Source organism: Paenibacillus sp. FSL L8-0435 (assembly GCF_037965655.1).
Taxonomy (GTDB): Bacteria; Bacillota; Bacilli; order Paenibacillales; family Paenibacillaceae; genus Paenibacillus.
In genome coordinates, this window is record NZ_CP150185.1 from 4,930,861 (window position 1) to 4,955,754 (window position 24,894).

The following is a 24,894-nucleotide window of genomic DNA, read 5'->3' on the forward strand; positions in this document are numbered from 1 at the left end:
AACGGTCTTTTTAGATAAACTGGAATACTTCCGTATTTACCTCTGAAGCTGTAACTTGCGTATCATATCGTTTTTCTTCCAAACGGGAACGAAGCCAATCCGCTGTTTTTGGTTTCATAATCTTCTCGGAATTATGTCCCGGGTCGATGATACACATACCTGCCATTAACGCATCATGAGCCGTGTGGTAATCGATATCTCCAGTCACAATAACATCCGCACCTTTGAAGCGGGCAGTGAGCGCATAACGGCTGCCAGAGCCGCCAAGAACCGCAGCTTTTTTGATCTGCTTGTTCAGATCTCCTACTACACGCACATGAGGCACACTGAATTGGGTCTTCACAACCTCCACAAGCTCACCTAATGTCTTAGGTTCCTTAAGGGGTCCCAAACGTCCCAGACCAAGCGTACGGCCCTTTAAATCCATTGCATAGAGGTCATAGGCGACTTCCTCATACGGATGAGCCTTAAGCATCGCCTGAACGACCTTACTGCGCAGACTTTGGGGTACGATGGTCTCAATCCGCATTTCTTCCACACGTTCCATCTGCCCTTGGGTACCGATAAACGGTTGAGTCCCTTCACCAGGTACAAACGTTCCTGTACCTTCCGTGTTGAAGCTGCACTTGTTATATTGACCGATACTACCCGCTCCGGCTTCCAGAATGGCCTGAAGAACCTGTTCATGATGGGTACGAGGCACAAACACAGCCAGCTTGTACAAATGATCTGTGTGTACATCTTCCAGCGATTCTGTACTCTCGATGCCAAGTGCCTCGGCCATCCAGTCATTCATACCACCCTCGGCCACATCCAGGTTCGTATGACTGATATAGACAGCAATATCATGCTTAATCAGCTTTTCATACAATTTACCCATAGGTGTATCTGTACTCAGTGACTTAACCGGACGGAAAATGATCGCGTGATGAGCGATAATCAGGTTGGCACCAATACGAATCGCTTCGTCCACCACTTCATCCGTCACATCCAAAGCTACTAACACGTGACTGATTTCTTTTTGCAAACTGCCGAGCTGCAGACCAATGCGGTCATCCGGTACAGCCAGATGTTTGGGAGCGAGTTGCTCCATCAGTTGAATTACAGTTTGACCTTTGGCAAACATGCCAAAACCTCCTTCAAGTTTGCGATAAGACGCTCTACCTCAGCCGCCTTGTCCCGGGAAGAATCCTGATCGGATTTGGAGATCGAGTTTACAACCCCTTGCAGTTTGATGATCTCACTTTCCCATTTGGCAAAAAATACATCCGTTGGACGATCCACCAAATATGGCCCCATCCGCAGCAGCAAATCTTCCGTTAATTCTGCCCCGCCTTGAAGCGGACGTGCACGATACACCTCTACATTGGCAATCGGGCTTACGGATTGTGGCATCGCCGTTATAATCTCATAGATCTTGCCATCTTCTTCGAGCAACTGTTCTGCTACAACCACCCAGTGATGCTCCAACAACCAGCGTCTGAGGATATCCTCTCCCACATTTGGTTGCAAAATAAGTAACTGGACTCCTTCCAGTTTGGATAAACCTCGGTCCAAAATAGAGGCAATCAGGGCACCACCCATGCCTGCAATGGTGATGACATCCACTTCTCCTGCAGAGATTACATCCAATCCGTCTCCACGGCGTACCGTTATTTTTTCTTTCAAGCCAGCATCGCTGACTTGTTTGCATGCAGCATCATAAGGGCCAGGATTGACTTCCCCGGCTACTGCACTTGCAGCTTTCCCACTGCGGATTGCGGCTACTGGCAGCAACGCGTGGTCTGAACCGATATCAGCCATGCGGCTGCCATCGGGAATTTGATCATGTATTCGCTGTAATCGATTCGAAAGTTTCATGAAGCACCTACACCATTCATTTAATTTATTGATTTGCATTGAACAAGGAAAAGCGATAAAATAAAATCCAATAAAACATTTCAAGGATGAATTTCCAAAACCAAGAAATCAAGACGTTTAAATTAAAAATAAAGGAGACCCCGCCGCCGCTAAAGCGTCTTGCGGAAAGTCTCCCATAGTTCGATTATTCGAGGAAATCCTTGAGTCGTTTACTACGACTCGGGTGACGCAATTTACGAAGAGCCTTGGCTTCGATCTGACGAATACGCTCACGCGTAACACCAAATACCTTGCCAACTTCCTCCAGAGTTCTCGTCCGTCCATCGTCCAGACCAAAACGTAGACGAAGCACGTTCTCTTCACGTTCAGTCAGTGTATCCAATACATCTTCGAGCTGTTCTTTCAGCAACTCATACGCAGCAGCATCCGCCGGAGCAAGTGCTTCCTGATCCTCAATGAAGTCACCCAGATGGGAATCATCTTCCTCACCAATCGGGGTTTCCAGAGAAACCGGTTCCTGTGCAATCTTCGTAATTTCACGAACTTTCTCTACACTCAGATCCATCTCAGCAGCGATTTCTTCTGGTGTCGGTTCACGCCCAAGTTCCTGCAACAGCTGACGGGATACCCGGATCAGCTTATTAATCGTCTCCACCATGTGCACAGGGATACGAATGGTACGCGCCTGGTCAGCAATAGCACGAGTGATCGCTTGGCGAATCCACCATGTAGCATACGTACTGAACTTGTATCCTTTTTTGTGGTCGAACTTCTCAACCGCTTTGATCAGACCCATATTACCTTCCTGAATCAAATCAAGGAACAACATTCCACGTCCAACGTAACGCTTGGCGATACTGACTACAAGTCGAAGGTTCGCTTCAGCCAGACGACGCTTGGCTTCTTCATCCCCGTTCTCAATCCGTTTAGCCAGTTGCACTTCATCATCTGCCGACAACAGTGGCACACGACCAATTTCCTTGAGGTACATACGGACAGGGTCATTGATTTTGATACCTGGCGGCAAGCTCAGATCATCATCAAAGTGGAATTCGTCCTCTCCCTCTCTGGTGTTGTTCTCGGAATCTTCACTAGGACGAAGTGTAACCTCTTCATTATTTTCATTCACTACATCGATACCCAGATCGCTCAGTTGCTCATAGAACTCATCCATTTGCTCTGCATCCTGCTCAAAAGGAGAGAGTTTCTCTATAATTTCCTTGTAATTCAGCGAAGCTCTTTTTTTACCTGATTCAATCAATTGATCTTTAACCTGATCCAGTGTCAATTCTGTTTCTAGTTCAGTATGCTGATCATTCGCCATAACTCGACTCCCTCCTCCCTAGAAACATCTAATCATCAGACGTTCACTGTCTCTCTAGGGCAATCATTTCAATTGCAATCTGTGCCGCGCGTACAGAATCACCTGCCCGCTCTGCAGCAATCATTTCTTCTTTTTTCAAATCGTACTCTTTCTTACGCGGATGCTTCAGCACTTCCCTGATGCAATCATCGAGCATTTGAATACTCCATTCACCTGGACCATCCATCATCGAGATTGAACTGACCGTTTTTTCCAGGCGATCGTCATGCAGTGAAGACATAAAACGGCTTGTATCCGACGGTTTGCCTTGCGCATAGTAGGCATATAGATAAGCAGCAATAGCTGCATGATCCTCCAAGTTAAAAGCTTCACCAAGATGTTCATTCACGTACTGGGCAGCCTCATCATCCTGCAACATCCAGGCAATCAGTTTGCGTTCGGCAGCGTGATAAGCCGGCAACAGATTCGGTGTAGGCACCTGCCTATTTTGTTGCCTACCATTATTCCACCTTTTCGGGTTATTATCCCCGTACTGGAGGTTATTTTTCATTGCCTCCCGTTCTTCATTACACTCCTGCTTCAATGTTTCGAAGGATACGTCCACTTCTGCAGCCAGTTCACGGAGATACACTTCCCTCTCTGTTGGAGAAGGTAAGGGTGCAATCAATTTTACTGCTTCTTTCGAATAGGCGATTTGTCCGCCACCCTCTAGCAGTATATGGCTTTTTTTTAAGTTTATAAGTTTAAATTTTGTAGTTGTCACGGCACCGTCCACAATCTGGTTTCGGAACCGTTCACCACCATGCTTCCGGATAAAATCATCCGGGTCAAGTCCCTCGGGAATGAGAGCCACTTTGACCTGCAATCCAGCTTCCTCAAGAATAGGGAAGTTTTTGAGTGCAGCAGCCTGTCCTGCTCGGTCACCGTCATAACAAATAATGACTTCGTCGCACATGCCTTTGAGCATCAGGGCCTGATTCTCGGTTAACGCAGTACCCATTGCCGCTACACCATTCTGGATATCCTGATCCCATGCGGAGATGACATCACCATATCCCTCAAACAAAATGGCTTGTCTTTGTTTGCGAATTGCATTTTTGGCATGATGCAGATTATAGAGAACACGGCTTTTGTTAAATAACCGGGTTTCCGGTGAATTTAGATACTTCGGTTGCCCATCTCCCAATATGCGTCCTGCAAATGCAATTGGCTTACCGCTCCTGCCATTAATCGGGAACATAATCCGGTCTCGGAATCGGTCCACATATCCCTGACCTTCATTTCGCGATGACAGAAGTCCACCCTTTTCCATCTCTTCGAGCGGATAGTTACGTTTCTCGAGAAATTGTACCAGTGTGTCCCAACGATTTGGTGCGAAACCAATCTGGAACTGGTCGATCAATTTGTCGCCAAAACCTCTTGAGCGTAAATACTCCATAGCTGACTTGCCATGCTCTGTATTTTTCAACAAAAAATGATACAGCTTCGCGGTAAGCTCATAAGCCTCCAACAGACGTTCAGTCTCCGGATTCACATGAGCAGATTCACGCCCTTGCCAGTCCCCCATAGAGATGTGACTTTCTTCCGCCATCGTTTTGACAGCCTCGGGAAAGGATAACCCTTCGATTTCCATCCTGAATTTGATGGCATTTCCACCCGTGCCGCAACCGTAGCAGTAGAAAATTTGTTTCTCAGGTGTAACGGTGAACGAAGGCGTCTTCTCGGAATGAAAAGGACAGAGGCCCTTCATATACTTCCCCTGTTTGGTCAGATGCACAAATCGGCTCACCGTATCGACAATATCATTCTGCTGTAACACCGATTCAATAATACTTTCGGGTATACCGCCTTGTCCGGTACTCATCTCTGGCCACCTTCATCTCTTCAACACGTAAATATAATTCGATAAACTTACACATTCTCCTGCAAATCTTTTAAAAGTTTTGTCAGTTTATGTTGAAACATTTCTCGATCCTGCTCTGTGAAAGGCTTTGGGCCTTTCCCGTAATGGCCTCTTTTTCGTGCTTTTGCCGCAGTATGACGAGAATCCAACATGAAATCAATGTCACGATCGTTGAATTCACGACCACGAAAGGACAAAACATAACAACGTTTGCCGAGCGCAAGTGCGGCAAGTCCATAGTCCTGAGTGATAACCACATCATATGGCTTAATATGATTAGCAATATACAGGTCTGCGCTCTGATCACTGCGATCCACTTGCACGGTTCGTACCCCTTCTCCTCCTTGAAGCAAATGATCAAATGAAGAGACTAACAGTACGGGAATGTTGAAAAGGCGAGCGGTTTGCGCAATCTCGGTTTTGACCGGGCAAGCATCACCATCCACAACAATGTGACGTATATTTAACTCACTCAAACCCAGACCACCCGGTTTCATAAAATAGCTGCATATTGTTATATACGACCCCGGCCAGGCAAAATCCTTCTGGCACAACAAGGGAAATCAAAGGCTAAAATACGGAGCGGTTGTAAAAAATACATTTTACAACCCGTTCCGTATATTTATACCCTCATATATCCTTCTTTAATACTGAATTTTAGCTTTGCGCCAAGTCTGTGGAAAAGGACTCATGAAATACGCCCAATTACCAAACCAACTTGGAAAAATCAGCAAATCCTTTCAAGTCACGATCAATAGCCGCGAGCAAGGCAAGTCGATTCGCCCGAACAGCTTCATCTTCGGCCATAACCATAACCGAATCGAAGAATGAGGTAATACCATCCTTCCATGCAGATGCAATAGCCAGCGCTTCAGCAGCATCATGCTGAGTTAACGCCTGACGATATTCTGCATTCGTTTTGCTCCATGCCTCATGTAGCTGACGTTCTCCATCTTCCGTGAACAGTTCTGGATGTACGGAAGCATTGGATGCTTTGGCAGCCAGATTACCCACACGGTTGAACGATTCAACCGTTGTTTTGAATGCGTCTCCTGTCAGAACAGCCGCCATCAACGCTTCACCTTTTGGTACCACAGCGCTGATATCATCGAATCCGGAAGAAATTACGGCATCCACTACGTCGTAGCGAACGGTTTCGGACAACAATTTTTTCACACGGAGACCAAAGAAGTCTTGCAGATCTTTACGAACCTCTTCATCTGCACGTTTCAACAGGTTCATCTGGGCATGTACTTGAAGTGCTACTCCGAACACGTCTGACAATGTCAGCGGAAGCTTGTGATCCAGCAAAATCTGTACAATACCTGCAGCCTGACGGCGCAGTGCGTACGGATCCTGGGAACCGGTTGGAATAATATTGATGGAGAAACAACCCACGATTGTATCCATTTTGTCCGCAGCACTCACAATGGCACCAACAAGAGAAGCAGGGGATTGATCTCCAGCGAAACGTGGCTGATAGTGTTCGAATACCGCTTTGGCCACTTCTTCTTTTTCGCCAGCTTTACGAGCGTAATCCTCACCCATCACACCTTGCAGTTCCGGGAATTCTCCCACCATCAGTGTCACCAGATCGAATTTGCAGATATCTGCTGAGCGGCTAACGGATTCAGCAACATCACCGGATACTTGCAGTTTGGCAGCAAGTCCATCTGCAATCTTGCGAATACGGCGCACTTTATCTCCAACGGTTCCTAGTTCTTCCTGGAAGACGATACTTTCCAGCTTCGACAATGCATCCTTAATCTGTAGCTTCTGATCTTCCTCATAGAAGAACTTGGCATCAGACAGACGTGCACGCAAAACTTTTTCATTTCCTTTGGCAATAACGTCCAGTGAATCACTTCCACCGTTACGTACCGTCACGAAGAATGGTAACAATTGTCCTTCATTGTCCAGTACAGGGAAATAACGCTGATGCTCACGCATGGAAGTAATCAATACTTCTTGTGGAATATTCAAGAATGAAGAGTCAAATGTTCCGAACAATACGGTAGGTGTTTCCACCAGGAACAGGACTTCCTCCAGCAAGTCTTCCTTAATCGCGATATCCCATTTTTTCTCAGCAGCCAGTGCCTGAATCTGGGATACAATCATCTGTTCACGTTCCTGAATATCAGCAATGACATGTTCTGCACGCAACACTTCCACGTATGAAGACGGATTGGAGATCACGGCCTCCTTACCGAGGAAACGATGTCCGCGAGTTACATTACCCGACTTAACACCTGTCACTTCCAGATCGATAACTTCACTGCCGAGCATAGCCACAATCCAGCGGATTGGACGTACAAATTTGAAATCATAGGAAGCCCAACGCATGAATTTCGGGAACGTCATGGCATGTAATACAGAAAGTAATCCTTCGCCAACCACAGAAGCAGTCTCTACACCTTTGCTGCTCTTTGTTGCATAGATATATTCGACACCGTTCAGTTCCTTGAACGTGAACTGGTCGGGTTCAACACCTTGACTGCGGGCGAATCCGAGTGCAGCCTTGCTCCAATTGCCACTGTTGTCCAGTGCAATTTTGCGTGAAGGACCTTTCACTTCTTCCTCGATATCTTCCTGCTTCTCAGCCACATTTTGAATCAAAACAGCCAGACGGCGCGGTGTGGCATACGCGTTCACTTCACCATAAGCAATGCGGGATGCGTCAAGCCATTTCACGACACGCTCTTGCAGCTGTGCGATTGCTGCGCGCATAAAGCGTGCAGGTACTTCTTCCAACCCGATTTCAAACAACAGATCCTTAGACATGCTCGGCTCCCCCTTTCTTGATCAGCGGGAAGCCTAGCTTCTCACGCTCTTCCATATATGTTGCAGCGACTTGGCGAGCCAGATTACGGACACGTGTGATGTAACCCGTACGTTCCGTTACACTGATGGCCCCACGTGCATCCAACAGGTTGAACGTGTGGGAACATTTCAGCACATAGTCATATGCAGGGAATACTAGATGCTGCGCCATGGCCTTGTTTGCTTCTTCTTCATGCATGTTGAAGAGTGTAAACAGCATTTTGACATCAGATACTTCAAACGTATATTTAGAGTGTTCGAATTCTGGCTGACGGAATACATCACCATAAGTGATACCTTCCACCCATTCCAGATCAAACACATTCTCTTTATCCTGAATGTAAGAAGCCAAACGCTCCATACCATACGTAATTTCAACAGCTACCGGATTTGTCTCGATTCCACCAACCTGTTGGAAATACGTAAATTGTGTAATTTCCATTCCGTCCAACCATACTTCCCAACCAAGACCTGCACAACCAAGGGAAGGATTCTCCCAGTTATCTTCAACAAACCGAATATCATGTTTGAGCGGATCAATGCCCAGACGTTTCAGACTTTCCAGGTAAATTTCCTGAATATTGTCCGGTGAAGGCTTGATGATTACCTGGAACTGATGATGCTGGTACAGCCTGTTAGGGTTCTCACCATAACGTCCGTCCGAAGGACGACGGGAAGGCTCCACATAGGCTACTTTCCAAGGTTCGGGTCCAAGCGAACGCAAAAAGGTCATCGGGTTCATCGTACCTGCCCCTTTTTCCGTATCGTATGGCTGGACAATAATACAGTTATGCTCGGCCCAGAATTGTTGCAGCGTTAGAATCATCTGCTGAAAATTCATAATCATGCTCCTTTTCAATGGTTTGTTAGCAAGCTTAGGACGGTGAAGACAACAATAAATAGCCCCCGTCCTACGCCTGTTGTACAGACGTAGGGACGAGAGCTATTCCCGCGGTTCCACCCTACTTGGCTTAGATCAAACAGGATGATCCTGTTCGTTCCAGCCCACTTTTCCGTGTCCATTCATGCTCCCGAGTGCCGTTTCAAAGACCGATTTAGCCAGGCTCCCACCATCCCCGGCTCGCTCATTCATGATTCTCAAGTGTTATACAACGACTTGTCTCCATAAATACAATAAATCCAGTCTTTTACTTTCTCGTTCAATGCATGTCTCATAAAGAGAAATTATATTTCATAATATATAAAATCTAGTATGAAGTCAAGATATAGTTTCGCTTCCACCAAAACGCCTCAAATCCCGTACTTCTCCATCTGATCGAGGAAAGAACGGGATTTAAGATTCAGACCGAGCTGATGATCCATAAAAGCACGCATCAACTTTTTGATCTCATCACGGGTAGACTCACTTACTGATATATTCCCCAAGCGTTGCAGATCCAACTGCGCGAACAAACGCAACAACTTCAGAGCCTTTGGACTAACTGACATCGCTGGAGGATCGAAATGTTTGCATGCTCGACACAAGACGCCACCAAGTCTGGGACTTATAAACAACTGCTCATCTGGTCGCTCCTGATTGCAGGAGATGCACTCATCGAACTGTGGGCCATATCCGGATGCCTGTAATATTTTCATTTCGTACAGACTTGTAATAACAACCGGATCTTTCTCTTCCTTCAACGCCTGCAAACACGCCTTCAACTGTTTGAACCAAAATGTACCTGTCTCTTCATCCTGAAGCACCCGATCCAATAGTTCACACGCATAAGAAGCATATGAGGCCTTGACCAGATCTTCACGCAACTCATGATAAGATTCAACAATTTCTCCAGCGTTCAGTGTGCCTAGACCTGTATTGCGAAAATATACATATTGACCATACGTAAACGGCTGCACCAGTGCAGCATGTCGGCTCTTGGGCTTTTTGGCACCGCGGACGAGTACCCCTACTTTCCCGCCGCTTTCGGTGCAAAGCGTAATGATTTTGTTCCCTTCGCCGTAGTCCATGCTGCGGATGACAATCCCTTCCACCCTGTATAGCATGCCTCGTCACCTAACCATTCCCGAATCAGCCAATTATCCTTCGGCTTCTTCATCTTCAATCACTTCCCTTGCATGATCCGACTCCTGTCCTAACGAGTTACACGCCTCGGTATATAACAAATAGGACTCCACATCCCCCGTCATCGCAAAAACCTTCCACGAAAAATCTCGCATCGGAATTTCATCCTCTCTTCGGAAATGACGTCTGCATCTACCAAATAGGATGGAGTCTTGCAAGGTAAACTATGTGTTGCAATTACTGGATACAATTCCGAAGATTAGTCGCGGCCAAAGCCAAGGTCACGCAGAACTCTATCCTGATTTCTCCAGTCTTTTTTCACTTTAACCCACAGGTCCATGAAAATTTTGGAGCCAAGCAAATTCTGAATGTCATGTCGAGCTCTTTTACCCACTTCTTTCAGAAGGGCACCTTGCTTGCCGATAATGATGCCTTTTTGTGAATCCCGTTCCACAAAAATGACGGCTGAGATATAAACGACACCATTATCCTGCACTTTCATATCTTCGATCGTTACTGCAATGGAGTGAGGCACTTCTTCACGAGTCATTTGCAGAATTTTCTCACGAATCAACTCGGCACATACAAACTGCTCCGGATGGTCAGTAACCTGGTCATCAGGATAGTACTGTGGACCTTCAGGCAAATACTTGCCGAGCTGTTCCAACAACGTGCTGACGTTGCTGCCAAGCATGGCAGAGACAGGAACGATTTCAGCGAAATCGTGAAGCTTGCGATACGTCTCAATGAGTGGAAGCAGTGCTTCCGGCTCAATTTTGTCAATTTTATTCATGACAAGAATGACAGGCGTACGAATATTTTTCAACTGTTCCGCAATATAACGGTCACCGCCACCCATGCCTTCCGAAGCATCAATCAGGAACAATGCTGCTTCTACTTCTCCAAGTGTGTTCAGAGCAGTCTGGTTCATGTAATCGCCAAGTTTGGATTGACGTTTGTGAATACCCGGTGTGTCCAGGAATACGATTTGTTGATGTTCGGATGTATACACACCATGAATTTTATTACGTGTGGTTTGTGGCTTGTCCGACATTATCGCAATTTTCTGTCCGATCACCTGGTTCATCAGTGTGGATTTACCTACGTTTGGACGTCCAATAATAGCTACAAAACCGGATTTAAATGCTTGTTTTTTCATATGTTCCTCCTCAGGCGCCTAGGCCTGGAATATTGGTTTATTTTTTGGCAGAATTCAGATCAGAAGGCCCAAAAGCCCAAGGTAACAGTTCAGCAACGGTGGTCTCTTGAAGATCACCCTTCATGTTCCCCAAGATAACTTTCATATCCGGTTCACACAGTTCGTACATCACCTGACGACATACGCCACATGGAGCAATCGGACCATCCGTGTCGCCCACAATGGCGATCGCTTTGAAGCTGCGAGGCTTCTGCCCACCTGCAATGGCGCTGAACATCGCTGTGCGCTCAGCACAGTTACCTGGTGTATACGCAGCATTCTCAATATTACAACCATGATGCACATGACCTTCACTGTCAAGCAAAGCCGCGCCTACACCAAAATGGGAGTACGGCGTATACGCCTTAGTACGTGCCTTAATTGCCTCTTGCATTAACAAACCGTTATCCATTAATATTCTCTCCCTTAGGGTGCAATATAAAGTTACTACCTACGAATTAAGTTCAACTAAAGCCAAATTTACACTAGTCACTCCGAGTCCAGAATAACCCTTCGATCGCTGTTATCCCCAGATTTTTTGATTCACTTTTCAATGTGAAAATCCGGGGATAAAGGCGAACGCTTCGCTTCTACAGGTTTATTTCTGTCCTCTTCGTTATCGTGTAATGTCTACAAGTTCAACTTAAACAAGGTCTAACTTCACAAAGTTGTGTAGTATTAAAATCAAAACAAATCAAAGTTAATACAAAATCAGTACAAACCTAGCCAATTCATCACGGGCTTAATGAAAACAATACAACCGATGATGACGGCGAATACCGCTGCCAGCAGAACTGCCCCGGCCGCGGTATCCTTTGCCGCTTTTGCCAGCGGATGGATATGGGGGTGTGCCAAGTCAACCGCTGCCTCTACAGCCGTGTTCATCAATTCAGTCACCAGGACCAAAAAGACAGCGGTCAGCACAAACATCCAATCCGTTCTTGAGATTCTGAAAAAAAAGCCGGCTACACACATCAAAATAGCCACTCCCGTGTGAACTCTCACATTACGCTGAGTCCGCAACCCATATGCGATTCCTTCCGCAGCATTGCGGAATACCAGACCCCAGGAGCGCCTTTTCATTATCGAGTCAACCCGGCCTGGGCCAATACCGCTTCTTGTTTGCCCATCATTTCAGCCTCACTTGCTTCATCCTGATGGTCGTATCCGAGCAGGTGCAAGAAACCATGGACAAACAGAAAACCAAGTTCACGTTCAAATGAGTGTCCATACTCTTCACTTTGCAGGATGGTCCGTGGTACGGAAATGATGATGTCTCCAAGAACATCCGGCATTTCTTCATCTTCGTCCAGCTCATAGATAATATCGAGCTCTTCATCCACCGTCTCGTTCATCGCAAAAGACAGTACATCCGTAGGACGGTCAATACCGCGATAATCACGGTTCAACTCATGGATCTGCTCATCGTTCACAAAAGTCAGAGCCACTTCCCCGTCTGCAACACCTTCCGCTTCTCCGGCGAGATTCAGCAACTGTTCCAGCATTGCAATCATTGGGTCTGTAATTTCTTTATCCTGTTGTTCATTATTCCATGCCAGATTAAGACTCATTCTTTCATAACTCCTGTCTGCTCATATTAGAGGTTGTTCAAAAAGCCTTACTAGCTTCATTCCATCTTCTCGGTACTGAGAACCGACCTTTTCGAACACGAACTATTATTAAATTAGCCTGCTTCGGGTGAAGTCGGCTTCGGTTTCTTAATCTCCTCCGGATATTCTATCCTGGAGTGGAAGATACCCATCACCGTTTCCTTCAATGTTCTGGCGACGATATCCAGTTCACGCATCGTAAGGTCACAATCATTGAATTGATGATCGTCCAATCGTCCTTTAATAATCTTCTCAATCATGGACTCCACTTGCTCCACTGTCGGTTTGCGCAAAGATCTCACAGCAGCCTCCACACTATCGGCAATGCCAACAATAGCCGATTCCTTGGACTGAGCCTTCGGCCCAGGGTAACGGAAATCTTCTTCCGTGAAATCAGGCTCAACGCCTGCTTCTTCCGCCTGGCGCAGTGCTTTGTGATAGAAATAGTGAAGAAATGTCGTGCCGTGATGCTGTTCCGCAATATCCCGAATAGGTCTGGGCAGCTTGTAATCCTTCTGCATTTCCACCCCATCGCGCGCATGGGCAACGATAATGGATTTGCTCAGTTTCGGATCAATTGAATCATGCGGATTCTCCATATTGTTCTGATTCTCAATAAAATAGATAGGCCGCTTCGTCTTGCCAATATCATGATAATACGAACCCACTCGGCAGAGCAATCCGTTAGCTCCTATGGCTTCTGCTGCTGCTTCGGACAGATTGCCTACCATAACACTGTGATGATAGGTACCCGGTGTCTCCGTCAGCAACTTGCGTAGAAGCGGATGGTTCGGATTAGACAGTTCTACCAGTTTGAGCGCTGACAAAATGCCAAATGAAGTTTCAAAAAATGGCATCAGCCCAATGACCAGTATGGCAGTCAGCACGCCACCAGCAAATGCAAACCCAACGCCATACAGCGTCGTGGTTCGATTCCAATCGCCCGAGTCAATCAAAGCCAAGGTGAAGACGGCTATGGACCCGAACAAGCAGACCATAATGGCCCCTTTCAGGATCGTGGATCGCTGGCTAGCCTTATGTGTTGCGAAGATCGCAACAAATGAAACCAATACAGCGAAGAAACCCAGTTCGAAGTCAAAAAGTTGACCCTGATGCGTATTCAAAATAATGCTGGATAACATACCGATCAATATCGAACATACAAAGGCAAGCGACGTATCCAGCAATAAGGCAATTAACATCGCCCCTACCGCAACAGGTGCAAGGAAGCCCACATAAGACCGCTCATTGGTTTGGATAATCGCTGTCACATGCATAACCACAATCGTAATAATAAAAATGAGAACAAGCATCAACAGCTGCGCATTATTATATTTAAAGTGCGTTCCGCTGCCTTGCTGAATATACATCAGAATTGCTGCTGACAACAGGCAGGAAAACATAAGAAGACCAAGCTGTGGCCAGTAGTTCACTTCATTTTTCAGCAAATCATTCTCATCCAGCAAAGTATACATCTCCGGGGTGATCATCTCACCCTTGGCAACTAGTGTGTCCCCTTGCTTGATAAAGACAGTTTGCGTGTTCTCACGCGCCTGAACTTTCGCTTCCTTGGTTCCCTCTTCATCGTAGAAGCGGTTAGCGGTCACCACGAGGCGAGCAAGCTCTTGCACGACCTCACGTTGCGTACGCTTACCAAGAGAGCTGACACTCACCATCTCAGCTACTTTGGCACGGGCAGTGGTTGCATCGCTGATCTGATCCGTCATTAACCGGGCAACAATATCCCTCGCAACCGGTTTCATCTCCTGGATATCATCCGATGTCAGCCGTGAGATTTTGATGTAGGTTTCTTCGGGAATACGGTAGCTTTGCTCCTGTACCACATTTCTGATCTCTTCCAAAAGAGTCTCGGAGTATGTACCGGCTTTCCGATTATTATTGATATAGTTGGTCACAAAGTCCTTCTGGCGCTGCGGAATTTCATCCCGATAAATATCAATCTTGTCCTGACTTGAAATCTGATCATCCTGATTTAATCGATCTACACGGTCTAGCAGGGTAGTCATCAAATTTTCGTTTCGCAACTGGACAATCTGAAATATCGGCTGTACCCGTTCAGCAGCTTCTTCCTGTGCTTTGAGTGTGGCCTTGTTATTCGGAATCTGCATGGGCGCAGCAATGTCCACTTCACTCCGTGTCCCTTCCTGAATATCATAGCGCTCAGGGAGCAGCTTCGAAGCCAGACTCACGTAGAAAAGAATCACCAGAAACAAAAACAGAAGATAGCGTGCCCACACGCTATACTTCCATCCTGTAGCCTTATTCTGAAAAGATTTGCCTTTTGACGGTTCCTTCGAGGTCACTTTAGACAATCCCTTTCTATGCTTGATTTTCTGCGGCGTGGTTGTAAGCCACGATAATTTTCTGGACGAGAGAATGCCGCACAACATCTTGCTCGGCAAAATAGACAAATCCAATCTCGTTAACTTCGTTCAAGATCGTATTCGCTTCCACAAGCCCGGATTTCTTACCACGCGGTAAATCAATCTGTGTAACGTCTCCAGTGATGACCATTTTGGAGCCAAAACCAAGCCGGGTCAGAAACATCTTCATCTGTTCAGGCGTTGTGTTCTGTGCTTCATCGAGAATGATGAAGGAGTCATCCAGCGTACGCCCCCGCATGTAGGCGAGTGGTGCGATTTCGATTAACCCCCGCTCCAGTGCCTTCGCGGTCTGTTCCTGCCCCATAACGTCATATAAGGCATCGTACAGCGGTCTCAGATAAGGGTCTACCTTCTCCTGAAGATCACCTGGCAAAAACCCAAGACTCTCTCCTGCTTCAACAGCAGGCCGTGTGAGTACAATGCGTTTGACGCTGCCTTCTTTAATTGCGGCAACAGCCAGTACAACAGCAAGGTAGGTTTTACCCGTACCGGCAGGACCAATGCCAAATACAATATCACGTTTTTTAATTGTAGTTACATAGTGCTTCTGTCCAATGGTTTTAACACGGATTGGTTTACCTCGGTATGTCGTAGTAATCTCGCCTTTGAACAGGTCCAAGAGTTGGTCTGCCCGCATATCCTTGGCAAGTTCAATCGCATACTTCACATCTCTCTCGGTTAACACATATCCATTGCGTATCAATTGCAGTAACACATCAAATAATTGTTCAAGCGATTCCACCTGCTGTGCGTTGCCAAAAATCACAATCTCCGCTTCACGGGATGCAATCTGGGCAGGAATCTCGGATTCAATCAGTTTAAGAAAAGTATCTTGGGGTCCAAAAAGGGATTGGCCCTCTCCCGCACTCTGGAGGGAGATTTGTATGCTGCGTGTTTGCTCTGACAAATATCCTCATTCTCCTTGACTATGGACTAGCGGAAGTTCTTCCGCAATGCTTTCTTCTACTTCAAATAAGACTTTCATATAAACTTTACCATTCTCTTTCTTCTCATGCAAAATTTTTTCACTTATAATTTTTGTTCCTTTGCCGTTTTTGGCCATAATATCATTCCTTGCTCCTTCCAATCCTTTCGTTCTGGCCCATTCTACCGTCTGTTGTTGCTCATGCTCTCGTGTCTCCAGATCTTTCTCTGTCAGCCAACCCATGGGAAGTGTAAAGGATCGCCACGTCAATGGTTTATGATTACTCTCGGTATCAAATGAACTGAACGGTGTACTTCCGTACCCCCACAGTTGGATTGCCCATTTCCCCAGCACCATGTAAAAACGTTCTTTGCTCTCACCTGTCATTGTATTATGTTTTTGCACCAGCGGAACCTCTACCTGATACTCACGCCATACCAGACCACGAACTTCACCTTTGGCAACAATGGTTTTGGTGTTCTCCTCATCCCCGAGAATCCCCGAGATCAATACCTGACCCTTTTTGACACGCATGTCCTTCTCAACAACAGGGCGTCCCTGCTCCGCATAGATTTGAGTGACAACAGCATCTGACTTACTGATCAGATGTCTGGGATTCAGTAATGGTTCGCGCTTTGGTTGTGCCGATTCCACGACCTGAATGGTGATGGTTGTCCCCTCTTTGCTCACGCCAATCCAGGTTACATCCGGCAGAGCGAGTGCAAGCTGCCTGGAGAGCTTGTCTTGGCTTTGCAAGCGGAACCCCCATTGGAAAGGATATATGCCCTCTTTCTTCGCTGCTGCGAGCACCTCGTCGGTAGGAATGGTGACGTTACCCTTGACCTCCACATCCCATACCATGGACGACAACGCAAACAAAGCTGCCACAAAAAACAGCATCCCCCCAAGAAAGAACTTCCTCCGCAATAATCGGGCCGCAAAAAAAGGGAAACCACTGCGATGGGTTACTTTCACCCTGCAGCCTGTCCGTTTCAACACAGGACGCAACCTGAAAAAATGCGGCAGCAGAATGTTCATCTCTGCCACGCGTCCATCGTGAGCACGCAGGTTCCAAACTTCCAGCCCCTGCTCTGCCACCGTGTTGATTAATGTTTCAATGTCTCCCCCAGTGACCGTGATTCGGACTGCTCCCCGCAGTTTATACAGACTGGGCTGCTTCATCCGTTCCCCTCCACTCCATTCATATGAATATCCAGAATCGTTCCTTCAACAGCTACTTCATCCGGCAAAATGTTACGTATCACCAAGGCAGTTCCTTTGATCTCCAACTGGCCTTGGGAAAGAGCCAACACGATACGATCCGGGGTGAAATGGATGACACCGCGATGATTCTCTATATACAGTTGCTTACTGCCAATCAGGGTTAACCGTGGCATATCATAAAGCACATCCTGCGGCAGATCCAACACTTCACTGGTCCATCTGCGCAGCTTGCGGCTGATCCGGGTCATTCGAAGGTCTTCCCCCTTCCTCTACAGTTCAACTTATGCGCAGATTCATGAATTTATGAAAATTCCGGAGCGTGTTAGGGACGAATGTTGAGAAAAAAGTAAGGAACACAGAAAAAGCCGTCTCCGGCGGCTTTCTGCGCACCAGAGACGGCTCTATTTTCTGTTCATAATGAAGACTTGTTTACAGTTTCCCTCTTGTACCAAACGGCTGTTTGGAACGAGGAGGACCCAATACTTCTGCCCACAGCACACCTGTACGAATATCAGCAGGGCGAAGCGGAGATGCTCCCGATTCATCGGTGTTGGGTATATCCCAACTGGAATCAGACACAACAGGTTTATTTGCAGAAGAGAAGCGATTTAATCTCTCTTGAATCAAACGCTGCTGTTCTTCCATACCTCTCATCTGTGCCTCAAGTGAATTTTCCATGGCACTCATCGTGCCCTCACTTCTGTAGTCAGTTGCGGGGCGAGAAGATGCAGCAGGCTCTGAATACGGCTCATCATACTGATTCTCATATTGCACGTCATCATACCGATCGTCATACTGTTCATCATAGCGGGGGTCTGCAGGTCCGGAAGACTGCTGCGGAGATGAATTGTCTCTTGAACGTTCATCCCGGCCTGAATCACCACTGCCTCCAAATGTAGGCATCCCGTTGGCAGGACGCTTTTTGTTCGGATCAGCCGATTTCGCAGCTTTCCCCAAGAAGGAGAAGAGTGCAAAACCGATGACGGCCACAATATACAGATTATCAAAAATCCATTCAAATAGGCCCATATGCACTCACCGCCTATCTTCCGTTTTTGGAATCACCCTGATCGTTGGAATTCGAACCTTCACCAGGTTTTCCTAATGTGTTGCGCATTTGAGTATCCGCTTCAATATTTTTGAGATTCATGTAATCCATCACACCGATTTTACCGTTACGAAGTGCCTCAGCCATGGCGAGAGGTACTGCGGATTCAGACTCAACAACACGCGCTCTCATTTCCACAACGCGCGCTTTCATCTCTTGTTCTTGGGCTACAGCCATTGCACGACGCTCTTCTGCTTTCGCCTGAGCAATTCGCTTGTCAGCTTCTGCCTGCTCGGTTTGCAGGAATGCACCAATATTTTTACCAATATCCACGTCCGCAATATCAATGGACAGGATCTCAAAGGCAGTTCCAGAATCCAGTCCTTTGGACAGGACTGTACGAGAGATCAGATCCGGATTTTCCAACACCACTTTATGCGTTTCTGCTGAACCGTTGGTACTTACGATCCCTTCACCGACACGGGCAATGATCGTCTCTTCACCGGCACCACCAACGAGTCGGTCAATATTCGCACGAACTGTAATTCTTGCTCGAACTTTAACTTCAATACCATCTTTTGCCACCGCAGATACAACAGGCGTTTCGATAACACGCGGGTTAACACTCATTTGGACCGCCTGTAATACGTCACGACCAGCAAGGTCAATCGCAGCAGCACGTTCGAATTCAAGTGGAATGTTTGCACGCTGAGCAGCAATCAGAGCGTTTACAACACGGTCAACATTACCACCCGCCAGAAAGTGACTCTCCAGTTGGTTCATGGTTAAATCAAGGCCCGCTTTTCTTGCTTTAATCAGTGGATTTACGATCCTGCTAGGTGTTACACGTCTAAGTCTCATGGCTACCAGTGTAATAATACTAACACGGACACCGGATGCAATAGCTGAGATCCAGAGCATGACCGGGAAAAAGCTGAAAAATACGCTCAGTACGATAATACCTACTACCGCAATGAGCAAAATCGTAATCATAGATGTGTCCATTGTTTAATTTCCTCCATTTGCAATTTGAATTTGATAAAAATGTTTGAGAAGACACTCATGAGTCCGCTGCTAAATTAAAGAATGCACCACCTCGCTGGCAGCATCAGCACGTGGTTATGTACATTGCCGAAGCGTTAATCCGCTTCGACAAGAGAGCAAGTTACACCGGCAAAGCTTGCTGAACCACAATCCGGGTACCTTCCGCTTTAATCACAATAATCGGGGTGTCAACCGGAATGAAATCACCATCTGTCACAACATCAATTCGTTCTCCTTCAAACATCGCTGTTCCAGAAGGCCGAAGCGGTGTGAGACTGATGCCTTGCAGTCCAATCAACTCTTTACGCTCGGTAGCGGATGAGTATCCACGCTCAGCTGACAGACTGTCACTCAGTATGAATCGATTCCATATCCCTCGATCTTTAAACAGTACTGCGATAATCGCAATCACTACCAATGCTGCTCCGAAAGCGATACCCAGGGAAACGAATGCATCACTCGTATCATAAGCAGCCCTCACAACACCTGCAACAAGCGCAATTGATCCCAGAATACCCAAAATACCCATGCTTGGTATGAACATCTCCAGAATCATCAAGATGAGTCCAACAGTGAACAATACCCACGTCTCTGCTCCTGCAAAACCGGCAACGTAATTTCCTGAGAAATACAGGACAAAACATACGATACCGACAATACCAGGTACTCCGAACCCAGGAACGATCAATTCAATGGCCACACCTGCGATTCCGAGGAACAACAATATGGTCATGACAACCGGATTGGTAAGAAAGGATGAGATGTTCTCTGCTGTCGTCCGTTCTACCTTAAATACATCATCCTGGCTGTAACCGAGCCACGTTGCCGCTTCTTCCGGTGTGTTGCTGATGTGATCAGCATAACCAACTTTCAGCGCTTCTTCAGCAGAGAGAGCAATAATCTCACCTTTTTGCTTGGTTTTATTAATCTCTGGCATTTCCACAACCATGTTAACATCCGTCATTCCAGCTGCAATCTTGCCATCACGACCACTGATCTCAGCTGCTCCCTGCATTTTGCTTTTCCAGAATGCAACAAGCTTTGGATCATCAACATGTTTACCCGTACTGTCCACCATTGCTGCCGCACCAATCATACTGCCTGGTGACATTACGATCTTATCTGCATTCAGAGCCAGAAAACTCCCTGCTGAAGCAGCATCTCCACGAACAAATGCAACAGTCTCAATCGGACTGTCCTTGATCAGGGTACCCAATGCTTCTGCAGTGTCGACACGGCCTCCCGGCGTATTGATATCAAGAACGATCAGGCCAGCATTCATCTCTTCCGCTTGCTTGAACCCGCGTTCCATGAACTTGCCAAGTCCCTGCTCGATTGGTTTATCAACCGGAATAATATATACGGCGCCACTCTTCTCAGCTGCATGCGCTGACGGTGATCCAATCCAGACAGGAAGCAACAGCGTCAGCAGCATTAAGAGCATCAATGGCCCCGTAAGCTTCTTCCGGCGCTTTCCCTTCACAATAGTCCCCCCTTTTCCATTAATGTTATACTGTCCAGCTTATGGTATTTATTACGTGCAATGCAACATTTCGTTTCAAAATCTTAAAATTATATTTGAAAACTCAATCAATTGCAAGAATAATAATCCATAATAATATATATTAACCATTAAAAAGAAATTTCGTCATCCCAAAGACATCATGCCTTCTGATAAATGGAAAAAACACCTCCTGACAAGTCAGAAGGTGTTTATTGATTTGCTTTATTGCAGAAATTGTTGAACTGCTTGATTTACCAGTTTGCCGTCCGCTTTGCCTTTAACTTTCGGCATAAGGGCCGCCATGACTTTCCCCATCTCGGCTTTCGAAGAAGCACCGGTTTCCTGGATGGTCTGCTGTACAATAACTTTAATTTCTTCTTCGGTAAGCTGTGTGGGAAGGTACTGGATGAGTACTTCAATTTCCGCTTTTGCATTTGCCGCGAGATCTTCACGGCCCGCTTTGTCAAATTCTTGGAGGGCATCTTTGCGCTGTTTGATTTCACGACTCAGGATATCAAGCACTTCGTTGTCATCCAAATCTCTTTTCAAATCTATTTCAAGATTCTTGATCGTCGAACGAATCAACCGAATGTTGGAGAGTCTGAACTTGTCCTTACTCTTCATCGCTTGCTTCATATCTTCGTTCAATCGTTCGCTAAGATTCATGTAGTTAAAATCCTCCTAAAACTTTCTCTTACGAGCAGCCTCGGACTTTTTCTTGCGCTTTACGCTTGGCTTCTCATAATGCTTACGTTTCTTCACCTCAGCCAATACGCCATCTTTAGCGATGGAGCGTTTAAAACGACGAAGTGCAGCATCAATAGTCTCGTTTTTGCGAACTTTAGTTTCAGACACCAGTTTTCCCTCCCTCCGACCAGACCGTCCAAGAGCAATAACACGGTTCATCATCTTACATTATAGGCGAAAGATAATAAAGGTGTCAACCTCAATGTAATGATCACTTATTTGAATCCATTTTATAACTCAAAGGTATTATGAAATGAATTCATTATATAAGCATTTGGTCACACATTCGTGGATTTAATGCATATGACTAAATCCTCAATATTAGTACCCATTAGCTCGTTTATTTGTGAGAATCGGACAGACTTGTCAACACGCCAAGTCTGGTACCACCCAACAAATGGTAATGCAGATGATGAACGGTTTGTTCTCCATCCTTACCACAATTATTGATTAAGCGATATCCCGTTTCCTCCACGCCAAGACGCTTCGCCGCTTCTTGAGCAGCCAGATGAATCTCGCCGATCAATGGCAGATCTTCTGCAGTAACTTCATTCATGGAAGCAATATGTTTCTTCGGAATGACAAGAACATGTGTCGGTGCAGCGGGCTGGATGTCATGAAAAACGATAACATGGTCATTCTCCAGTACTTTATTGGAGGGAATGCTGCCCTCTACAATTTTGCAAAATAAGCAATCCATAGTTCATACCCTCCTTTGTATTCCAGTGTATGTATTCCCTTCTATCATACTAGAAGTAAAAACCCACGTCCAATCTCTAGACACACAACCAGGCATTCCAGGTCAACTCTCCATCTATCATCGAGCCAAACACTTTACAACATTGGAAGTACACCAAGCCATTTTATCGAAATATGGTTTTATCACGCACTTTTCCCAATTAAACAAATATGTATGGTTAATGACACACAAAAGGAGATTGGTTAATTTGACCGTTTATCAACATGTACAGGAACTTATCGGTAATACGCCACTGCTTGAATTAACTCGTTATCCATTACCGGAAGGAATCCGCCTGTTCGCCAAACTGGAATTCATGAATCCTGGAGGAAGTGTGAAAGACAGGATCGGCAAGTTTTTATTGGAGAAGGCCTTGGCACGAGGAGATGTTAAGCCAGGTGGAACGGTGATCGAAGCTACCGCAGGCAACACAGGAATTGGTCTTGCAATGGCGGCTGTAGGCCTGAATTTAAAGGTCATTTTCACGGTACCTCAGAAGTTCAGCGTCGAGAAGCAGCAATTGATGAAAGCCCTTGGTGCTACGGTCGTTAACACACCCACATCCGAAGGAATCACTGGTGCCATACGCAAGGCGGAATCGCTGGCGAAAGAAATACCGGGTTCCTATATTCCAGGTCAGTTCTCCAATGCGGATAACCCACTCGCACATTATGAACATCTGGGCCCTGAGATTTGGCGTGATCTGAACGGGCAGGTGGATGTATATGTCGCCGGAGCCGGGTCTGGCGGAACTTTCATGGGAGTATCTCGCTATTTGAAGGAGCACAACCCGTTAATTAAAACATGTATCGTAGAACCCGAAGGTTCGATTCTGGCAGGAGGTCCATCGGGACCACATCGTACAGAAGGAATAGGGGTCGAAACGTTATCTTCTTTTATGGATGTGAGTTACTTTGATGCCATTCATACGATCTCAGATGAAGATGCCTTTGAGCGGGTCAAGGATCTGGCCTTGTTGGAAGGCTTACTGGTAGGGAGTTCCTCAGGTGCAGCTATGCAAGCCGCATTAAACGAAGCTGTTCACGCAGCTCCCGGAAGTAACATCGTTGTAATTTTCCCGGATAGCAGCGAACGGTATTTAAGCCAAAATATCTATAATGGAGGACAATGAAATGAAACCAAAAACCAAGCTGATTCATGCAGGTATTGTTGGTGATCCACACACTGGAGCAGTGAGTGTACCGATCTATCAAGTGAGCACGTATGAGCAAGAATCGGTTGGCGTACACAAAGGATACGAGTATTCACGTACGGGCAACCCTACCCGTCATGCGTTGGAAGAAGTCATTAAAGAGCTGGAGGATGGCGTTCGAGGTTTTGCTTTTAGTTCGGGCATGGCTGCAATTCACGCTGTACTTTCTCTGTTAAAAACTGGAGATCACGTCATTCTGACGGATGACGTATACGGCGGGACCTATCGCATTTTCACCAAGGTGCTGAATCGTCTGGGGATCGAATATACCTTTGTAGATACCACCTCACTACAAGCACTGGAACAGGCTTTACAATCCAATACAAAGGCCATTTATGTAGAAACACCTACCAATCCGTTACTCAAGGTCACCGACATTGCTGCTGTAGCGAAATGGTCGAAACAACATGAATTGCTGTTCATTGTAGACAACACGTTTAGTACGCCTTATTGGCAAACCCCGCTGGCTCTGGGGGCAGATATTGTACTGCATTCTGCAACAAAATATATCGGTGGTCATAGTGATGTCGTGGCAGGACTTGCGGTTGTCAACAGCGAGCAACTTGGTGAAGATCTGCATTTTATTCAAAATGCAATTGGAGCAGTCCTGGGACCTATGGATTCCTGGCTGTTAATGCGAGGTCTGAAAACATTGGGATTGCGGATGGAAGCGCAAGAACACAATACAGAGCAGATTGTGGCATTTTTGAATCAACATCCAACAGTGAGCAAAGTCTATTATCCCGGGTTGCCCAACCATCCACAGTATAAGCTTGCTTCCACGCAAGCGAGAGGATATGGAGGTATGGTTTCCTTTGATGTAGGCAGTGCTGAAAAAGTAGATGACGTGTTAAGCAAAGTCCGTTATTTTACATTGGCTGAGAGTCTGGGCGCGGTGGAAAGTTTAATTTCTGTCCCTGCCCGAATGACACATGCTTCCATTCCCTATGAACGTCGGCAAGAATTGGGGATCACAGATGGTTTGATTCGGATCTCCGTTGGGATCGAGGATGTTGAGGATTTACTTGAGGATTTGAAATCTGCATTAAGTTGAGGGCATTTTGAAGTCCATGCTGGCTGATCTTGGAGAAGGAGTAGTGGTCGATGGACGATTTTCCAAGGAACACAGGACGTCTTATTTGATGTTCAGGCCACATTTGAAATTATAAGGAACATCAGGCACGTTTTTTCCCGAAATAACCTCAAAAAAATACTGAAAGCGGCTGTTTGTTCGGTTATAACGTGTATCAGATTCCTTAAAATTCTGAGGGCGCTTCAAAGCCTTGAATAAGATGCCTCAGATTCGT

Annotated in this window: 26 protein-coding genes; 2 read left to right on the forward strand and 24 right to left on the reverse strand. The window is 46.2% G+C overall.

Annotated elements, in window-relative coordinates:
* Positions 1–10 precede the first annotated feature (10 nt).
* The 24 genes from NST33_RS21975 to NST33_RS22090 all read right to left on the reverse strand — a co-directional run bounded on the left by NST33_RS21975 (position 11) and on the right by NST33_RS22090 (position 22,335).
* Positions 11–1,126: a Nif3-like dinuclear metal center hexameric protein gene (locus NST33_RS21975; protein ID WP_339305056.1), complete on the reverse strand. Its 1,116-nt coding sequence runs from the start codon at positions 1,124–1,126 to the stop codon at positions 11–13.
* On the reverse strand, positions 1,102–1,860 hold the full coding sequence (locus NST33_RS21980) for a class I SAM-dependent methyltransferase (protein WP_133385556.1): 759 nt from the start codon (positions 1,858–1,860) through the stop codon (positions 1,102–1,104). The genes NST33_RS21975 and NST33_RS21980 overlap by 25 nt, the downstream gene beginning before the upstream one ends.
* A gap of 184 nt (positions 1,861–2,044) precedes the next feature.
* Positions 2,045–3,184 carry an RNA polymerase sigma factor RpoD gene (rpoD, locus tag NST33_RS21985; protein ID WP_017687256.1) on the reverse strand — a complete coding sequence of 380 codons (1,140 nt, stop codon included), beginning with the start codon at positions 3,182–3,184 and terminating at the stop codon, positions 2,045–2,047.
* Between the two features lie 43 nt (positions 3,185–3,227).
* Entirely contained in the window at positions 3,228–5,048 is a 1,821-nt protein-coding gene (gene dnaG, locus NST33_RS21990; RefSeq protein WP_339305059.1) for a DNA primase, read from the reverse strand.
* 47 nt (positions 5,049–5,095) lie between these two features.
* Positions 5,096–5,584, reverse strand: coding sequence for a YaiI/YqxD family protein (locus tag NST33_RS21995; RefSeq protein WP_047843776.1), 489 nt, complete (start codon positions 5,582–5,584; stop codon positions 5,096–5,098).
* Between the two features lie 208 nt (positions 5,585–5,792).
* Positions 5,793–7,868, reverse strand: coding sequence for a glycine--tRNA ligase subunit beta (glyS, locus tag NST33_RS22000; protein ID WP_339305061.1), 2,076 nt, complete (start codon positions 7,866–7,868; stop codon positions 5,793–5,795).
* Positions 7,861–8,748 carry a glycine--tRNA ligase subunit alpha gene (gene glyQ, locus NST33_RS22005; protein ID WP_017687252.1) on the reverse strand — a complete coding sequence of 296 codons (888 nt, stop codon included), beginning with the start codon at positions 8,746–8,748 and terminating at the stop codon, positions 7,861–7,863. Before glyQ ends, glyS begins: the two co-directional genes overlap by 8 nt.
* A gap of 135 nt (positions 8,749–8,883) precedes the next feature.
* Positions 8,884–9,009 (reverse strand): hypothetical protein, encoded by a 126-nt coding sequence (locus tag NST33_RS22010; RefSeq protein ID WP_339305063.1) that lies wholly within the window; start codon positions 9,007–9,009, stop codon positions 8,884–8,886.
* Between the two features lie 149 nt (positions 9,010–9,158).
* Positions 9,159–9,911, reverse strand: a complete 753-nt coding sequence (recO, locus tag NST33_RS22015) for a DNA repair protein RecO (RefSeq protein WP_047843778.1) — start codon at positions 9,909–9,911, stop codon at positions 9,159–9,161.
* A 33-nt stretch (positions 9,912–9,944) separates the two neighbouring features.
* The gene (locus NST33_RS22020) at positions 9,945–10,085 is read right to left on the reverse strand and encodes a YqzL family protein (RefSeq protein ID WP_091013993.1); all 141 of its coding nucleotides are present in this window, start codon (positions 10,083–10,085) and stop codon (positions 9,945–9,947) included.
* A gap of 104 nt (positions 10,086–10,189) precedes the next feature.
* Positions 10,190–11,089 carry a GTPase Era gene (gene era / locus NST33_RS22025; RefSeq protein ID WP_076211614.1) on the reverse strand — a complete coding sequence of 300 codons (900 nt, stop codon included), beginning with the start codon at positions 11,087–11,089 and terminating at the stop codon, positions 10,190–10,192.
* A 37-nt stretch (positions 11,090–11,126) separates the two neighbouring features.
* Positions 11,127–11,540, reverse strand: a complete 414-nt coding sequence (locus tag NST33_RS22030) for a cytidine deaminase (protein WP_076211616.1) — start codon at positions 11,538–11,540, stop codon at positions 11,127–11,129.
* 299 nt (positions 11,541–11,839) lie between these two features.
* Complete coding sequence (locus NST33_RS22035; RefSeq protein WP_076211618.1) at positions 11,840–12,211, reverse strand: diacylglycerol kinase family protein; 372 nt, start codon at positions 12,209–12,211, stop codon at positions 11,840–11,842.
* The gene (gene ybeY / locus NST33_RS22040; RefSeq protein WP_339305067.1) at positions 12,211–12,699 is read right to left on the reverse strand and encodes an rRNA maturation RNase YbeY; all 489 of its coding nucleotides are present in this window, start codon (positions 12,697–12,699) and stop codon (positions 12,211–12,213) included. Before ybeY ends, NST33_RS22035 begins: the two co-directional genes overlap by 1 nt.
* Positions 12,700–12,812: 113 nt before the next feature.
* Complete coding sequence (locus NST33_RS22045; RefSeq protein WP_036674803.1) at positions 12,813–15,062, reverse strand: HDIG domain-containing metalloprotein; 2,250 nt, start codon at positions 15,060–15,062, stop codon at positions 12,813–12,815.
* 16 nt (positions 15,063–15,078) lie between these two features.
* Positions 15,079–16,050 (reverse strand): PhoH family protein, encoded by a 972-nt coding sequence (locus NST33_RS22050; protein ID WP_017687243.1) that lies wholly within the window; start codon positions 16,048–16,050, stop codon positions 15,079–15,081.
* 6 nt (positions 16,051–16,056) lie between these two features.
* The gene (gene yqfD, locus NST33_RS22055; RefSeq protein WP_339305069.1) at positions 16,057–17,250 is read right to left on the reverse strand and encodes a sporulation protein YqfD; all 1,194 of its coding nucleotides are present in this window, start codon (positions 17,248–17,250) and stop codon (positions 16,057–16,059) included.
* Positions 17,247–17,540 (reverse strand): sporulation protein YqfC, encoded by a 294-nt coding sequence (gene yqfC, locus NST33_RS22060; RefSeq protein ID WP_017687241.1) that lies wholly within the window; start codon positions 17,538–17,540, stop codon positions 17,247–17,249. The genes yqfD and yqfC overlap by 4 nt, the downstream gene beginning before the upstream one ends.
* Before the next feature lie 181 nt (positions 17,541–17,721).
* Positions 17,722–18,321, reverse strand: coding sequence for a hypothetical protein (locus NST33_RS22065; RefSeq protein ID WP_221821985.1), 600 nt, complete (start codon positions 18,319–18,321; stop codon positions 17,722–17,724).
* Positions 18,322–18,334: 13 nt separating this feature from the next.
* Entirely contained in the window at positions 18,335–19,345 is a 1,011-nt protein-coding gene (gene floA / locus NST33_RS22070) for a flotillin-like protein FloA (RefSeq protein ID WP_221821983.1), read from the reverse strand.
* A 160-nt stretch (positions 19,346–19,505) separates the two neighbouring features.
* Entirely contained in the window at positions 19,506–20,828 is a 1,323-nt protein-coding gene (locus NST33_RS22075; RefSeq protein WP_221822063.1) for an NfeD family protein, read from the reverse strand.
* A gap of 282 nt (positions 20,829–21,110) precedes the next feature.
* Positions 21,111–21,554, reverse strand: a complete 444-nt coding sequence (locus tag NST33_RS22080; RefSeq protein ID WP_017687237.1) for a GatB/YqeY domain-containing protein — start codon at positions 21,552–21,554, stop codon at positions 21,111–21,113.
* Between the two features lie 15 nt (positions 21,555–21,569).
* Positions 21,570–21,743: a 30S ribosomal protein S21 gene (gene rpsU / locus NST33_RS22085; protein WP_005547957.1), complete on the reverse strand. Its 174-nt coding sequence runs from the start codon at positions 21,741–21,743 to the stop codon at positions 21,570–21,572.
* 232 nt (positions 21,744–21,975) lie between these two features.
* Positions 21,976–22,335 carry a histidine triad nucleotide-binding protein gene (locus NST33_RS22090; RefSeq protein ID WP_024628477.1) on the reverse strand — a complete coding sequence of 120 codons (360 nt, stop codon included), beginning with the start codon at positions 22,333–22,335 and terminating at the stop codon, positions 21,976–21,978.
* Positions 22,336–22,582: 247 nt separating this feature from the next.
* On the opposite strand from NST33_RS22090, the gene NST33_RS22095 reads away from it, so the two are divergent.
* On the forward strand, positions 22,583–23,506 hold the full coding sequence (locus tag NST33_RS22095) for a cysteine synthase family protein (protein WP_221821981.1): 924 nt from the start codon (positions 22,583–22,585) through the stop codon (positions 23,504–23,506).
* Between the two features lies 1 nt (position 23,507).
* Positions 23,508–24,641, forward strand: coding sequence for a bifunctional cystathionine gamma-lyase/homocysteine desulfhydrase (locus NST33_RS22100; RefSeq protein ID WP_221821979.1), 1,134 nt, complete (start codon positions 23,508–23,510; stop codon positions 24,639–24,641).
* Positions 24,642–24,894 lie beyond the last annotated feature (253 nt).